Here is a 14783-nt window from a genome sequence, read left to right on the forward strand (position 1 = left end):
ATGCCTGTGATGGAACGAATGAACGCTTCTGCCGAGCTGTTGAAGGAACTCCGTATCGACCGCAAGTCCCCGCCGCCCGCCTCCGGTGGGAGTGGCAGTGGTGGTGGCCGCCGCTGGCTGTGGATCGCGATCATCGTGGTCGTGTTGTTGCTGGCCGCTGTCGCTTTCGCCCTGTTCGGGCGTACGCCAGCGGTGGAAGTGGAAACCGCGCCGGCGGTGGCCATCCAGCAGGGCAACGCCAGCAGTTCGGTGCTCGACGCCAGCGGATATGTAGTTGCGCGGCGCATGGCCACGGTCTCGGCCAAGATCACCGGCAAGGTGCGCGAGGTGATGATCGAGGAAGGCATGCGCGTGGAGCAGGGCCAGATCATGGCCACGCTGGACCCGATCGATGCCGACGCGCAGCGCAGCCTGTATGCCTCGCAGCTGCAGGCCGCACGCAGCCAGGTGGCCGGGCTGGAAGCACAGCAGAAGCAGGCCGCCGCCGAAGCCAGCCGCCTGCAGGCGCTGGTCGGCCAGCAGCTGGTGTCGCGCTCGCAGTACGACCAGGCGGTGGCCCAGCGCGACAGCCTGCGTGCACAGCTGGACACCGCACAGCGCAACGTCAAGGTTGCCAACGACCAGCTGGCCATCGCCGACCTGGGCGTGGACAACAACATCGTGCGCGCGCCGTTCTCCGGCGTGGTCACCGCCAAGGCGGCGCAGCCGGGCGAAATCGTTTCGCCGCTGTCGGCCGGCGGTGGCTTCACCCGTACCGGCATCGGCACCATCGTCGACATGGACTCGCTGGAGATCGAAGTCGAGGTCGGCGAGGCCTTCATCGGCCGCGTGCAGCCAAAGATGCCGGTGGAAGCCACGCTCAACGCCTATCCGGAGTGGAAGATTCCCGGCGAGGTGATCGCCATCATCCCCACCGCCGACCGCGGCAAGGCCACGGTGAAGGTGCGCGTGGCGCTGAAGGTGAAAGACCCGCGCATCGTGCCGGAGATGGGCGTGCGGGTCAGCTTCCTGGAACAGGCGCAGCCGCAGGCCGCGGCCAAGCCGCAGGGCGTTCGCGTGCCGGGCGGCGCCGTGGTCCAGCGCGACGGCGCCTCGGTGGCCTTCGTGCTGGGTGACGAGAACCGCGTGCAGCAGCGCACGGTCGAGGCCGGCCAGGCGATGGGCAAGGACCGCCAGATCCTCAAGGGCGTGAGCGCAGGTGAATTGGTGGTGGTAAACCCGCCCGACACCCTGCGCGATGGCGCCAAGGTGCAACAGAAACAAGCGCAGTAACGGCCTGGCGCCCACGGGCGCCGCCGGCAGCACCGTTCGACGCACGCCCGCGGCCGCCGCCGGCGCGTTTCCCTGTTTCCCGCCTTCCGTGGAGAACCACCCATGTCGACCCTGGTTTCATTGCGCAACATCACCAAGACCTACCAGCGTGGCCCCGAAAAGGTGCAGGTGCTGCACGGCATCGACCTGGACATCGCCAGCGGCGACTTCGTCGCGCTGATGGGCCCGTCCGGTTCGGGCAAGACCACCCTGCTCAACCTGATCGGTGGCCTGGACAACCCCAGCGGCGGCGAGATCAGCATCGAAGGCGAGCGCATCGACCAGATGAGCGGTGGCCAGCTGTCGACCTGGCGCAGCCACCACGTCGGCTTCGTGTTCCAGTTCTACAACCTGATGCCGATGCTGACCGCGCAGAAGAACGTGGAGCTGCCGCTGCTGCTGACCCACCTCAATGCCGCGCAGCGCCGGCGCAACGCGGAGATTGCACTGACCCTGGTCGGCCTGGCCGACCGCCGCAGCCATCGCCCGAATGAACTGTCCGGCGGCCAGCAGCAGCGCGTGGCGATCGCGCGGGCAATCGTCTCCGACCCGACCTTCCTGATCTGCGACGAACCGACCGGCGACCTCGACCGCCAGTCCGCCGAGGAGATCCTCGGCCTGCTGCAGCAGCTCAACCGCGAACACGGCAAGACCATCATCATGGTCACCCATGACCCGAAGGCCGCCGAGTACGCCACGCACACGGTGCACCTGGACAAGGGCGAGCTGGCCGACGCGCCGCTGGCCCACTGACGGAGGCCACGGCGATGAAATATTTCTCGTTGGTGTGGGCACAGCTGTTCCGCAGCCGCACCCGTACATTGCTGACCCTGCTTTCGGTGGTCGCGGCGTTCCTGCTGTTCGGCATGCTCGACTCGGTACGCGTGGCGTTCAATTCCGGCGGCAGCGTGGAAGGTGCCAACCGCCTGGTCACCGCCTCGCGCCTGTCGATCACCCAGTCGCTGCCGATCCGCCTGGAAACGCAGATCCGCCAGGTCGATGGCGTACGCGACGTGGCCTATGGCATGTGGTTCGGCGGCATCTACCAGGACCCGAAGAACTTCTTCCCGAACTTCTCGGTGTCGCCCAACTACTTCGACGTCTACCGCGAACTGCAGATCGACCCGGCGCAGCTGGAAGACTGGAAGCAGACCCGCACCGGCGCCATCGTCGGCGAGACCCTGGCCAACCAGTTCGGCTGGAAGATCGGCGACACCATTCCGCTGCAGGCCACGATCTTCCCGCGCGGCGGAAGCAATGACTGGCCGCTGGAGCTGAAGGGCATCTTCCGCTCGAAGGACCGCGCGCAGGCAAGCAACGAAGAACGCCAGCTGATGATGAACTGGAAATACTTCGACGAATCCAACGACTACATCAAGAACCAGGTGAGCTGGTACACGATCACCCTGGACAACCCCGAACATGCCTCCCGCGTGGCGCAGGCCATCGATGCGATCTCGGCCAACTCCGACCACGAGACCAAGACCCAGACCGAATCGGCGTTCCAGCAGGCCTTCGTCAAGCAGTTCGCGGATATCGGCATGATCGTCACCTCGATCATGGGCGCGGTGTTCTTCACCCTGCTGCTGCTGACCGGCAACACCATGGCGCAGGCCGTGCGCGAGCGCATTCCCGAGCTGGCCACGCTGAAGACGCTGGGCTTCAAGGACAGCACCGTGCTGACGCTGGTGATGGTCGAGTCGGTGCTGCTGATCGGCCTCGGCGGCCTGATCGGCATGGGACTGGCCGCACTGGTGCTGCCGGCGATCGCACCGAAGAGCATGGGCATGCTGCCACCTCACGTACCCACCCCCACCTGGCTGGTGGGCATCGGCCTGATCGTGGTGATCGGCGTCGTGGTCGGGCTGCTGCCCGCGCTGCGCGCCAAGCGCCTGAAGATCGTCGATGCACTGGCCGGTCGCTGAGGAGGACTCCCGATGAACAGGATGAAGAAGTGGTTGGGCAATGCGCTGACCGTGCTGCTGCTGGCGGTGGGCCTGGTGCTGTGGATCGGCTTGCCGTGGGTCGGTGTGCTGGCCGTGGCGGTGCTGGTGGCGCTGTGGCTGCTGCTGACCCGCAGCGGGCGACTGGCGCTGGCGGCCACCCGTATCGGCATCGCCAGCCTGCCGCAGCGCTGGGGTGCCTCCTCGGTGATCGTGGTGGGCATTGCCGGCGTGGTCGGCGTGCTGGTGGCGATGCTGGCCATGGGTGAGGGCTTCCAGGCCACGCTCAACAACACCGGCGATGACACCACCGCCATCGTGCTGCGTGGCGGCTCGCAGGCCGAGACCAATTCGGTCATCACCCGCGAGCAGGTGCCGATGCTGTCCACCCTGCCCGGCATCAGCTGCGATGGCGAAGGCCGACCGCTGCTGTCGCCGGAGCTGTCGCAGGTGGTGAACCTGGTCTCCAAGGCCGATGGCACCGACGTCAACGCGCAGTTCCGCGGCGTTGGCCCACAGGCGTGGGCAGTGCATGACAAGGTGAAGATCGTGCAGGGTCGCACGTTCGGCACTGGCCTGCGCGAGATCGTGGTCGGCCAGGGCGCGCGGGGACAGTTCCGCGATCTGGACGTCGGCAAGACGCTGACCCTGGGCAACCAAGCCTGGACCGTGGTGGGTGTGTTCGCCTCGGGGGATGCGCACGATTCGGAAATGTGGACCGATGCCGATACGCTGGCCACCACCTACCAACGCAGTGCATGGCAGTCGATCAGCGTGCGCACCGATGGCAAGGCTGGCTTCGAACAGTTCAAGGCGGCCGTAGCGGCCGATCCTCGGCTGAAGCTGGACGTGGAAACCACGCGTGCGTACTACAGCAAGCAGGGCGGCGGCCTGACCAAGCTGATCGACATCCTTGGCAAGGTGATCGGCACGATCATGGCGGTGGGCGCCGTGTTTGGTGCGCTCAACACCATGTACGCCGCAGTCGCGACGCGTGCACGCGAGATCGCCACCATGCGTGCGATCGGGTTCCGCGGCCTGCCGGTTGTGACCGCGGTGATGCTGGAAACCATGCTGCTGGCGCTGATGGGCGGGTTGCTGGGCTGTGCGGTGGCCTGGCTGCTGTTCAACAACTACAGCGTGTCCACCATAGGCAGCAATTTCAGCGCGGTGGTGTTCAAGTTCCATGTGTCGCCGGAACTGCTGTGGAATGGGCTGAAGTGGGCGCTGGGCATCGGCCTGGTCGGCGGCCTGTTCCCGGCACTGCGCGCGGCACGTTTGCCGATCACCACGGCGCTGCGCGAAACCTGAGCATCACGCAGCGATACAACGCGCATTGCGCAGGGGACGGAGCGAAGGCTCCGTCCTTTTTTTTTTGCGCGTCATCCACGCATGGCGTGGATCTACCGAGGGCGATGCAGCCAGGCCTGGTGATGAACCAGTACGTCCAGTAGATCCACGCCATGCGTGATGGATGCCTGCGCACACGCACTGCTACAGATTGCGGTGAATCCGCCGCTATCGATGCCTCTGCCCACCGCAAACGCAACGCACGTGACGTTGCGCACATCACATCTGTGGATTGTTGGTTGCGATTCATTTTCGCGCACATCCGCGGCACAGCGATAAACAGTTACGAATGGAAACATTCTAGAATCGCGCCCCCACGTTGGTTTGCAGCACCCCACGCGCCCATAGAACGGGCGCATGTTTTTCCTGAAACACGAGATTTCACGGATGTCCCTGAAAACCACTCCGCTGCGCAACGCGATCGTCATCGCGCTGGCCGCCAGCTGCACCACCCCCGCCTTCGCACAGAGCGCCGGCGATACCCCCACCAACCTCGACCGCATCGAAATCACCGGCTCGCGCATCCGCCAGGCCAGTGTCGAGACCGCACAGCCGGTCGTCGCGCTCAGCCGCGCCGAGATCGAGAAGAAGGGTTACATCAACGTCGCCGACATCCTGCAGGACGTCACCGCTGCCGGCGCACCGAGCCTGAGCCGCTCGTCGTCGCTGAGTTCTTCGCGCGACTTCGGCGGCACGTACGTCAGCCTGCGCAACCTCGGCCCGGAACGCAGCTTGGTGCTGATCGACGGCCGCCGCATGGGCGTCAGCGCCGGTGGCTACTCCGACCTGGCTTCGATTCCCTCGGCCATCGTCGAGCGCGTGGAGGTACTGACTGATGGCGCGTCCGCGCTGTACGGCTCGGATGCCATCGCCGGTGTGGTCAACATCATCACCCGCAAGAACTTCGATGGTGGCGAAGCCAGCGTCTACGTTGGCCAGTACGGTGAAGGCGACGGCCAGAAGCGTTCCTACAGCGCGACCTTCGGCAAGACCTTCGACCGCGGCTGGTTCAGCGTTGGCGCCGAGCGCACCAAGGAAGACGAGATCCTCGGCAGCGAGCGCGAGTTCAGCCGTTACCCGGGGGGCCCGCGCCATCCTGACGACGTCAAGGCACTGAACCAGACCACGCAGTGGGGCGGCGTCACCGTCGACGGCAAGTCACTGACCGTGGGGCCGGGCGGCGACCCGAGCCAGAAGGGCAATTTCCACACGCCCAATCCGGCCGATGGCGCCAACACCAAGACCAACATGAGCCTGCTGAGCGGCATGGAGCGCACTTCGGTGTTCGCCAACGGTGGCTTCTCGATCACCGATGACCTGCGCATCGTGGCCGACGCGCTGTACAGCAAGCGCAAGTCGACCAAGCACCTGGCCGGCTACCCCTACTCGGTGTCCACCGCACAGGCGCGCAACGGTTCCCGTGCTGCCCTGTCCAAGGACAGCGCGTTCAACCACTGGGGCCAGGACGTGCTGTTCTCGCACCGCACCGAAGAAATGCCGCGTGCGACCGAGAACAACCTGGACACCAAGCGCGCCAGCATCGGCCTGGAAGGCAGCTTCGAGACCGGTTCGCGTTACTGGGACTGGAACGTCAGCTACATGTACAACCGCAATGAAGGCGAGCGCATCGGTACCGGCAGCATGTACCAGCCGCACGTCGACCAGGCCGTCGGCCCGTCCTTCATGGATGGCAGCGTGGCACGCTGCGGCAGCCCGGGTGCAGTGATCGCCGGCTGCGTGCCGTGGAACCCGGCCGCGCCGATGGGCTATGCGGGCCCGGGCTCGCTGAGCAACCAGGACGTGAAGGACTACCTGTTCACCCGCTTCGTCGACAAGATAAAGAGCACCACCAAGGTCGCCAGCGCCAACATCTCCGGTTCGGTGTTCACCCTGCCGGCCGGCGACGTGATGGCCGCGATGGGCTTCGAGCACCGCAGCGAAGAAGCCAGCTACACCCCGGACCTGATGGTGCAGAAGGGCCAGATCGCCGGCACCACCGGCCAGCCGACCCGTGGCGACTACTCGCTCAACGAGGTCTACCTGGAACTGCAGGTACCGCTACTGGCCGACATGCCGTTCGCGCGTGAACTGTCGCTGGACCTGGCCGGCCGCTACACCGACTACAACACCTTCGGTTCGACCACCAACAGCAAGTTCGGCCTGAAGTGGAAGCCGATCGACAGCCTGCTGGTGCGCGCTACCTATGGCACCGGCTTCCGTGCGCCGACCGTGGATGACCTGTACGGCGGTGCGGTGAAGAGCCGTGATTCGTTCACCGATCCGTGCGATACCTCGTTCGGCATCGCTGCCAGCAGCTCGACCGTGGCCGCACGCTGCCAGGCGCTGAAGGTGCCGGCGAACTTCCGCCAGCAGACCGCGTCGGAAGGCAACGTCGCCAACCGTCCGGGCCAGCAGGGCATCGCCGATTTCGACTCCGGTTCCAATGCGAACCTGAAGCCGGAAACCGCCAAGACCTGGACCGTGGGCCTGGTGTACAGCCCCGAGTTCGTGCCGGGCCTGGACGTCAGCCTGGACTGGTGGAAGATCCGCATCGACAACGCGATCGTGGGTGAGTCGGCCACCGACATCCTCAACCAGTGCTACGTGCAGGGCGTGGATTCGGCCTGCGGCCGCTTCACCCGTTCCAACAGCGCCAAGACGCTGGGCCAGGTGACGGCGCTGGACCGCTCGCTGGTCAATGCGGGCTACCGCGAAACCGCTGGCTACGATTTCAGCCTGCGCTACCGCCTGCCGGAAACCTCGTTCGGCCGCTTTGCCGCCACCTGGAACACCACCTACACCGACTACCTGGAGCAGCGCAACGACAGCGCCGCCACCACGCCGGTGGAGCAGAAGACCGGCTGGCAGGGCAACTTCCGCGTACGTTCGACCTTCAACCTGGATTGGCAGTACGGCGACCTGGGCATTGGCTGGACCGCCCGCTACTACTCCGGCATGAAGGAAGCCTGCTCGTATGACCTGGGCGGTGGCCCGGACTGCAACATGGCCGGCTTCGTCTCGCCGTACACCGATGCGCAGCCGAGCCGCAAGGTGGGCTCCAACACCTTCCACGACCTGCAGGTGCGTTACAGCCTGCCGTGGGACGGCACCGTGTCGCTGGGCGTGAACAACGTCTTCGACCACCAGGGTCCGATCATGTACAGCCAGCCGAACAGCAGCTTCACCTACTACGGTGGCTTCGACATCGGCCGCTTCATGTACATGAAGTACCAGCAGCGCTTCTAAGCCTGCAACCGCGTTCCCGTCACAGCCAACTCTCTCCTGGCTGTGGATGGAAGCAGAGCGGCGCCCCTCGGGGCGCCGCTCTTTTCTGTGCACACGTGTAAGCCGAGCGGGCGCGGCGCTAGCGCTTGGCGCGCATCGTGCGGATGTTGTCGCCGACGAACAGCACCAGGCCGGCCCAGATCGCGGCAAAGCCGATCGCCTTGGCGGTGTCGAACGCTTCGTGGAAGAAGAACACACCCAGCAGCAGCTGCAAGCTCGGCGCGATGTACTGCAGGATGCCGACCAGCGACAGCGGAATGCGCTTCACACCGTAGGCGAAGCCGATCAGCGGCACTGCGGTGACTGCGCCGCCGAAGATCAGCAGCAGATCGTTGCGCCAGCCCCAGCCATGGAAGAACGCGCCGCCATGGCCATTCTCGGCCCAGATCGCAAACGCCAGCGCCGGCAGGAACAGGTACAGGCTTTCCACGCCCAGGCCGGCCACGGGGTCGACCGAAACCAGCTTGCGCAGCAGGCCATACAGGCCGAACGAACAGGCCAGGCCCAGCGCGATCCACGGCGGCGTGCCGGCGTCGATGGTCAGCCAGGCTACGCCCACCGCCGCCATCGCCACCGCCACCCACTGCAGGCGGCGCAGCCGTTCCTTCAGCACCAGCACGCCCAGCAGCACGTTCACCAGCGGGTTGATGAAGTAGCCCAGGCTGGTCTCGATGACATGGCCGGCGTTGACCGCCCAGATGTACAGGCCCCAGTTGAAGGCGATGGTCAGGCTCGACACCAGCAGGATCGGCAGCGCGCGAGGTTGCGCGGCGATCTTCTGCCACCAGCCCAGGCGCGAGCTGAGCAGCAGCCAGCCCAGCACCAGCACGGTGCTCCAGATGATGCGGTGGGCGATGATCTGGAACGAGGGCACCTCGTTGAGCAGGTGCCAGTACACCGGCACCAGGCCCCAGATCACGAAGGTGGAGGCAGTGACCAGCAGGCCCCGGCGTTGTTCTTTTTCGTCCATGCTCATTTCTTCCGCGTCCTTGCCATCGTCAACACCACCACACCCAATAGGATCACCACCATCGCCAGCAGGTCGCGCCAACCGAACCGTTCACCGTTGAGCAGTGCGCCCAGCAGCACTGCGATCACCGGATTGACGTACGCATAGCTGCCCGCCAGCGCCGGGCGCACGTTCTGCAGCAGCCACACGTAGGCGGTGAACGCGACGATGGAGCCGAACACGCACAGATAGGCCATCGCCAGCAGGCCACCGGTATCGGGCAGCGTGGTCGGGCGCTCGCCCACCGCCAGCCCGATCAGCACCAGCAGCACGCCGCCGCAGAGCATCTGCCCGGCAGCGGTCATGAACGGGCCCGGCAGGTCCAGCCCACGCGCCCATACCGAACCGAAAGCCCAGCCGATCGGCGCGATCAGCAGCAGCACCAGCCCGGTCGGGGAGGCCGTCAGGCTGCTGCCGGCGTTGAGCCAGACCACGCCCAGGAAACCGATGGCGATGCCCAGCCACTCGCCACGGCTGGCGTGCTGGCCACGCAGCGCCGAGAACAGCGCCATCCACAGCGGCACCGAAGCCACCGCGGTGGCCGCCAGGCCCGAGGACACCTCGCGCTCGGCCAGCACCACCATGCCGTTGCCCAGCACCAGCATGGTCACGCCCATGATGACCAGGTTGCGCCACTGCCGCAGGGTCGGGTTCGGCATCTTCCAGAACAGGCGCAAGGCCAGGAACATCAGGCCACCGGCAATGATGAAGCGGCTGCCGGAGACCATCGTCAGCGGCAGCGCGCCGCCGTGCAGGGCCTTGGCGATGCCCAGGTAGGTCGAACCCCAGACCACGTAGACCAGCAGCAGTGCCAGCGCGACAAGGCCACCCCGGGGGGCAGCCGCAGACGAAGAGGGGGGAGCCGACATGACACACCAAGGAGCCGGGGGAAGGCGGATTCTAGGACGTTCGGCTGGCGGATATCACCCCGTTTTTCGACACACTGCAATGCGGATGGGCAATTTTCCAGGATGTGGGACGCGACAGGGCGTACGACGATTTAGCTATTGGCCCATCCGGCACCCGCTGTCACCCTGTCCGGTCCCATCCCGCGCCCGCTCCTCCGGCACCCGGCGTTGACGTGGGATGCAGTACCTAGGAGGCTGGCCGCAAGCGCCCCGCGCGCGGCTGGCACCGATCTTTCCCGCACGGAAGCGCCGCATCGAGGATTCCCACCCGGATGAGCACCACGTCCCATTCCGCTGTCCCCAGCACCGACGGCGCCGCACTGCGGCGTTCCATCTCCAACACCCTCAAAGGCTCCGCCGGCAACCTGGTGGAGTGGTACGACGTCTACGTGTACTCGGTGTTCGCCGTGTACTTCGAATCGCAGTTCTTCTCGCCCGATGACAAGAACTCCACGATGTACGTGTGGGCGATCTTCGCGGCGACCTTCCTGATGCGCCCGATCGGCGCCTGGTTCTTCGGCCGCTTCGCCGACCGCCATGGCCGCCGCCTGGCGCTGACCGTCTCGGTCACGCTGATGGCGCTGTGTTCGTTCCTGATCGCCATCACCCCCACCGCCGCCAGCATCGGCATCTGGGCCGCGGTCATCCTGCTGTTCGCACGCCTGCTGCAGGGCTTCGCCACCGGTGGCGAGTACGGCGCCAGCGCCACCTACATGTCCGAAGCGGCCATTCCCGGCCGCCGCGGCTTCCTGTCGTCCTTCCACTACGTCACCCTGGTCGGCGGCCACGTGCTGGCCCAGCTGACCCTGCTGCTGATGCTGACCTTCTGGGGCAAGCCGGAAATCTCCGAGTGGGGCTGGCGCATTGCCTTCGGCATCGGCGGCATCGCCGCGGTGGTGGTGTTCTGGCTGCGCCGGGGCATGGACGAATCGCTGTCGGAGTCGTCCATCGAGGCCGCACGCGAGGGCAAGGCACGGAAGTCCGGCTCGATGTACGAACTGTTCGTGCACCAGTGGCGGCCGCTGCTGCTGTGCTTCCTGATCACCGCCGGCGGCACCGTGGCCTTCTACACCTACTCGGTGAACGGCCCGAAGATGATCCAGAGCGCCTTCGCCGGCAACGATCCGATGACCGGCACCCTGATCAACCTGGGCGTGCTGGCGTTCCTGATGGTGCTGCAGCCGGTCGGTGGCTGGCTGTCGGACATCATCGGCCGCAAGACCCTGCTGGTGTTCTTCGGCGTCGGTGGCGTGCTGTACAGCTGGTACCTGATCACCCAGCTGCCGCACCAGCATGACGCCACCCTGGCGTTCCTGACCCTGGCGCTGGCGTTCGTCATCCTCACCGGCTACACCTCCATCAACGCCGTGGTGAAGGCCGAGCTGTTCCCCACCCATGTGCGCGCACTGGGCGTGGGCCTGGGTTACGCACTGGCCAACTCGCTGTTCGGCGGCACCGCCCCACTGCTGTACCAGGGCGCGCTGAAGACCGGCCACGTCGACTGGTTCGCCATCTACGTGACCGCGACGATCGCGGTATCGTTGGTGGTCTATGTGTTCTTCCTCACCAACAAGGGCCCGAACTGGCTCGACGGCACCCGCAAGTAAGCGCGTCGTCATGATCGCGGCCACCGGTGCACTGCCGGTGGCCGCTGCGTCTCCCGCCACGCCATTGATGTGGATCGCGGCGACGCTGGCCGCAGCCACGGCATTGGCCTGGCTGCTGCGCCGCCCCAACGCGCAGGCCGCGTGGCCGCGCGTCGGGTTCGGGATTGCCCTGCTGGTGTTCTGCGCCGCGCTGGCGCTGCAGCTGGCGGTGGACCTGGGCAGCGGCCACAGCTCGCTGCAGCTGCGCCTGCATCGCGGCATCAATGCAGGGTCGCCGGTTGGACTGCGCACGATGGTGGCGTGCTATCTGGCAGCGCTCGCCGCCGGCGGCTGGGGCGCATGGAAGCTGCTGCGCCGGCGCTGACGAATACCCGGGCGTGGGGGGGGGGGGGGGGCCCGCCCCCCCCCCCCCCCCCCCCCCGCGGGGGGGGGGGGCGCGGCGCCCGCCCCCCCCGCCCGGGCGCCGGCGGGGGGGGCGCTGGGCCGGGGGGGCGCGGGCGCGGACGCAGCCCGGGGCGGGCCGGCCGCTGGCCGGCACTACCCCATCAGCGGCGGGCCGCTTCGCTCTTGTCGCGCGCGCCGCGGAACTCCGATTCCTTTTCCCACGTCGGCCAACGGCGACTGTTGGCCAGCTCGGCGCCCAGGTCGTAGACCAGCAGGGTGTCGGCGGCGTGGCCACTCGGGTCCCAGCTCGGCGTCCACGCATCGCAGGCCTGGTGGTAGCAGTCGGCGAAGTACTTCTCGCGCAGCGCGCGGCCGGCTTCAACCCCACCATCCAGCTTGTCCAGGCCCGGACCGATGGTGATCGCCGGCACGCCCAGGCGGGCGAAGGCGAAGTGGTCGGCGCGGTAGAAGAAGCCGGCTTCCAGGTTCGGGTCCGGACTGTAGCTGCGGCCGCGGGCCTTGGCCACGCGTTCCAGGTCGCCTTCCAGGGAGACCCGGCCCTTGCCCCACGAGGCGATGTCGCGGGTCGCGCCATCCGGGCTGAACATTTCGATGTTCAGCACTGCAGCGGTCTTGTCCAGCGGCGCCAGCGGGTGCGCAGCATAGTAGCTGGCACCCAGCAGGCCCTTCTCTTCGGCGGTGAGGGCCACGAAGTACAGCGTGCGCTGCGGCTGCGGGCCGGCGGCGAACACCCGGCCCAGTTCCAGCACGGTGGCCACACCGGTGGCGTTGTCGATCGCACCGCGGCGGATGCGGTCGCCCTTGGCATCGGGCTGGCCGATGCCGAAGGCATCCCAGTGCGCGGAGAAGATCACCGCCTCGTCGGCGTGTTCACCACCAGGCAGCTTGGCCACCACGTTGCGGGTCACCACCTGCTCGCGCTTGAGCGCGAAATCCACGCTCAGCTTCGCGTTGTCCAGTGCCACCGGGCGGAAGTCGGCACGCATGGCCTTGCGCTTCTCCGCATCGAAGTCGAGGCCAGCGTCGGCGAAGATCGCCTCGGCCAGCTCGCGCTGCATCCAGCCACGCAGCGGCGTGTGCTGCGCCATCGCCTCGGCCTGGCCGCGTTCGATGTCGAACAGCGGCGAGGTGCCCGAGCTCTTCACCGTGGCCCAGCCATAGGCGGCCGGTGCGGTCTCGTGCACGATCAGCACGCCCTCGGCGCCACGGCGTGCGGCTTCCTCGAACTTGTAGGTCCAGCGGCCGTAGTAGGTCACCGCCTTGCCGTCGAACGCACCCGGCGCATCGGCTTCGAAATCGGCGTCATTGATCAGCACCACGGCGATCTTGCCGTGCAGGTCCACATCCTTGTAGTCGTTCCACTGGCGTTCCGGCGCGTCGATGCCGTAGCCGACGAACACCAGCGGCGCATTCTTGATCTGCACGCGCTTGCGCGGCTGCAGGCTCTGCAGGGTCACGTCCACGCCGTTGGCCAGCGCGCGCTTGCCCTGCTTCAGCGACAGGCTGGCCTTGGCCGCGCCCTCCAGCTGTGCGCGCACCAGCGGCACCGGCTGTACCCAGCTGCCGTCCACGCCGCCCGGCTGCAGGCCATAGCTGCGGAACTGCTCGATCAGGTACTGCACCGTGCGCTCTTCACCCTCGGTGGCCGGCGCGCGGCCCTCGAATTCATCCGACGCCAGCACGCGCACATGGCGCGACAGTGCCTGCGGATCGATGCCGCCGCCGGGCAGGTCGTTGGCCGCATGGGCCAGGCCACCGACGAACAGGCAGGACGACAGCAGCAACACGCGCATCGGATTCACGGCAGTACCACGGCTAGCTTGGAAGTCACCAGAGTGTAACGTGGTCGTGACATCACGGCGCAGCCTGGGTCCACGTCATCCACGCGTGGCGTGGATCTACCTGCTGATGCGGTCCAGCCAGCAGGCCAGGCCCTGCGCGTTGAGTTCAATGTCCATCGCCAGAACAGCGGTCACCGCGGCATCGTCCAGCGCACAGCCATGCAGCTGCGCACGTTCCAGGTACAGCGCCTGCAGCGCAGCCAGCAGGCAGCGGTGGCGGTCCGGTCGGCCATCGCACTGGCGGCCGATGGCGGCCATCGCATCGATCTGCTCGAACAGGTCGTCGGCCAGTTTCTCCACCTGTTCCACACGACCGTAGTGGGTCAGGTACATCGCCTGCGGCGCGTAATCGAGCATGCGCCGGATCGAGGCCTTCATCGCCTCCGGATCGAACTGCACCGGCGATGAGGTGGGGAAGATGAAAGCACCCTGCGCACTGTCCAGCTCGCGGTAGGAGATACCGAACGTATCGCCGGTGAACCAGCTGCGGCTGCGCGCATCCCACACGCAGTAGTGGTGCAGCGCGTGGCCCGGCGTATGCAGCAGCACCAGCTCGCGGCCGGCCAGGTCGATGCGGTGGCCGTCTTCGGCCACCACCACACGGTGCTCCGGAATCGCCTCGATGCGGCCATAGCTTCGCGCGATCTCTTCGGCGCCATACACCGCCGTGGCACCCGCGATCAGGCGGGTCGGATCGATCATGTGCGGCGCACCGCGCGGGTGCAGCACCGCCTTCGCATTCGGCAACTGCTGCATCAGCAGGCCTGCACCGCCTGCATGATCCAGATGCACGTGGGTGAGCAGCAGCCAGTCCACCGCCTCCACGCCCAGGCCGGCGTCGGCCAGCGCCTGCAGCATCGCCGGCACCGACAGGCCGGTGCCGCAGTCGACGAACGCAGCGCGGCCGTTTTCAACGATCAGGTAAGCCGCGTCGAAATCCGGGCGCTGGAAACCGGTATCGATGGTGTGGATGCTGGGGTCGGCGGTCATCGGCACGCACCTGGCAGGATCGGGAACAGACCCCCATGGTAGGCGCGCAGGCGGCCCGGGTTCGATGCGGCTTTGGTCGGGTAGTGCCGGCCGCTGGCCGGCAACCTCGGGATAGCCAGGAGAATGCATGTGCC

At 66.9% G+C, this 14783-nt stretch carries 11 protein-coding genes; 7 read left to right on the forward strand and 4 right to left on the reverse strand.

Annotated features, from left to right (window positions below):
• Positions 1-18: 18 nt before the first annotated feature.
• From V3B46_RS17875 to V3B46_RS17895, 5 genes are all read left to right on the forward strand, one after another.
• A complete protein-coding gene (locus tag V3B46_RS17875) occupies positions 19-1272 on the forward strand; it encodes an efflux RND transporter periplasmic adaptor subunit (RefSeq protein ID WP_154261995.1) in 1254 nt (417 codons plus the stop codon).
• 102 nt (positions 1273-1374) lie between these two features.
• On the forward strand, positions 1375-2064 hold the full coding sequence (locus V3B46_RS17880; protein ID WP_004137569.1) for an ABC transporter ATP-binding protein: 690 nt from the start codon (positions 1375-1377) through the stop codon (positions 2062-2064).
• A 14-nt stretch (positions 2065-2078) separates the two neighbouring features.
• Entirely contained in the window at positions 2079-3236 is a 1158-nt protein-coding gene (locus V3B46_RS17885) for an ABC transporter permease (RefSeq protein WP_329892509.1), read from the forward strand.
• 12 nt (positions 3237-3248) lie between these two features.
• Positions 3249-4565, forward strand: coding sequence for an ABC transporter permease (locus V3B46_RS17890; protein ID WP_329892510.1), 1317 nt, complete (start codon positions 3249-3251; stop codon positions 4563-4565).
• A gap of 426 nt (positions 4566-4991) precedes the next feature.
• Complete coding sequence (locus tag V3B46_RS17895) at positions 4992-7850, forward strand: TonB-dependent receptor plug domain-containing protein (RefSeq protein ID WP_329892511.1); 2859 nt, start codon at positions 4992-4994, stop codon at positions 7848-7850.
• Positions 7851-7968: 118 nt separating this feature from the next.
• Here the strand turns inward: V3B46_RS17895 and rarD are convergent, their stop codons facing one another.
• Entirely contained in the window at positions 7969-8865 is an 897-nt protein-coding gene (rarD, locus tag V3B46_RS17900; RefSeq protein WP_154261988.1) for an EamA family transporter RarD, read from the reverse strand.
• Complete coding sequence (gene yedA, locus V3B46_RS17905) at positions 8862-9767, reverse strand: drug/metabolite exporter YedA (RefSeq protein WP_032128174.1); 906 nt, start codon at positions 9765-9767, stop codon at positions 8862-8864. The genes rarD and yedA overlap by 4 nt, the downstream gene beginning before the upstream one ends.
• 311 nt (positions 9768-10078) lie before the next feature.
• Between yedA and V3B46_RS17910 the strand changes: the two genes are divergently transcribed.
• Together V3B46_RS17910 and V3B46_RS17915 are read left to right on the forward strand one after the other, a co-directional pair.
• Positions 10079-11413: an MFS transporter gene (locus V3B46_RS17910; protein ID WP_329892512.1), complete on the forward strand. Its 1335-nt coding sequence runs from the start codon at positions 10079-10081 to the stop codon at positions 11411-11413.
• Positions 11414-11423: 10 nt separating this feature from the next.
• Positions 11424-11777 (forward strand): hypothetical protein, encoded by a 354-nt coding sequence (locus V3B46_RS17915; protein WP_229655263.1) that lies wholly within the window; start codon positions 11424-11426, stop codon positions 11775-11777.
• A gap of 181 nt (positions 11778-11958) precedes the next feature.
• On the opposite strand, the gene V3B46_RS17920 is transcribed toward V3B46_RS17915, so the two are convergent.
• Both V3B46_RS17920 and V3B46_RS17925 read right to left on the reverse strand, forming a co-directional pair.
• The gene (locus V3B46_RS17920) at positions 11959-13611 is read right to left on the reverse strand and encodes a M28 family metallopeptidase (protein ID WP_329892535.1); all 1653 of its coding nucleotides are present in this window, start codon (positions 13609-13611) and stop codon (positions 11959-11961) included.
• A 105-nt stretch (positions 13612-13716) separates the two neighbouring features.
• Complete coding sequence (locus tag V3B46_RS17925; protein WP_032128178.1) at positions 13717-14649, reverse strand: MBL fold metallo-hydrolase; 933 nt, start codon at positions 14647-14649, stop codon at positions 13717-13719.
• Positions 14650-14783 lie beyond the last annotated feature (134 nt).

The sequence above is a fragment of the Stenotrophomonas sp. SMYL11 genome (genome assembly GCF_036320005.1).
In the GTDB taxonomy this organism is placed as follows: domain Bacteria; phylum Pseudomonadota; class Gammaproteobacteria; order Xanthomonadales; family Xanthomonadaceae; genus Stenotrophomonas; species Stenotrophomonas maltophilia_A.

Coding starts and splice junctions, on each gene's coding strand:
- V3B46_RS17895 (WP_329892511.1), top strand. CDS start 4,992: ATGTCCCTGAAAACCACTCCGCTGCGCAACGCGATCGTCATCGCGCTG.
- rarD (WP_154261988.1), bottom strand. CDS start 8,865: ATGAGCATGGACGAAAAAGAACAACGCCGGGGCCTGCTGGTCACTGCC.
- V3B46_RS17915 (WP_229655263.1), top strand. CDS start 11,424: ATGATCGCGGCCACCGGTGCACTGCCGGTGGCCGCTGCGTCTCCCGCC.
- V3B46_RS17925 (WP_032128178.1), bottom strand. CDS start 14,649: ATGACCGCCGACCCCAGCATCCACACCATCGATACCGGTTTCCAGCGC.
- V3B46_RS17910 (WP_329892512.1), top strand. CDS start 10,079: ATGAGCACCACGTCCCATTCCGCTGTCCCCAGCACCGACGGCGCCGCA.
- yedA (WP_032128174.1), bottom strand. CDS start 9,767: ATGTCGGCTCCCCCCTCTTCGTCTGCGGCTGCCCCCCGGGGTGGCCTT.
- V3B46_RS17920 (WP_329892535.1), bottom strand. CDS start 13,611: ATGCGCGTGTTGCTGCTGTCGTCCTGCCTGTTCGTCGGTGGCCTGGCC.
- V3B46_RS17890 (WP_329892510.1), top strand. CDS start 3,249: ATGAACAGGATGAAGAAGTGGTTGGGCAATGCGCTGACCGTGCTGCTG.
- V3B46_RS17880 (WP_004137569.1), top strand. CDS start 1,375: ATGTCGACCCTGGTTTCATTGCGCAACATCACCAAGACCTACCAGCGT.
- V3B46_RS17885 (WP_329892509.1), top strand. CDS start 2,079: ATGAAATATTTCTCGTTGGTGTGGGCACAGCTGTTCCGCAGCCGCACC.
- V3B46_RS17875 (WP_154261995.1), top strand. CDS start 19: ATGAACGCTTCTGCCGAGCTGTTGAAGGAACTCCGTATCGACCGCAAG.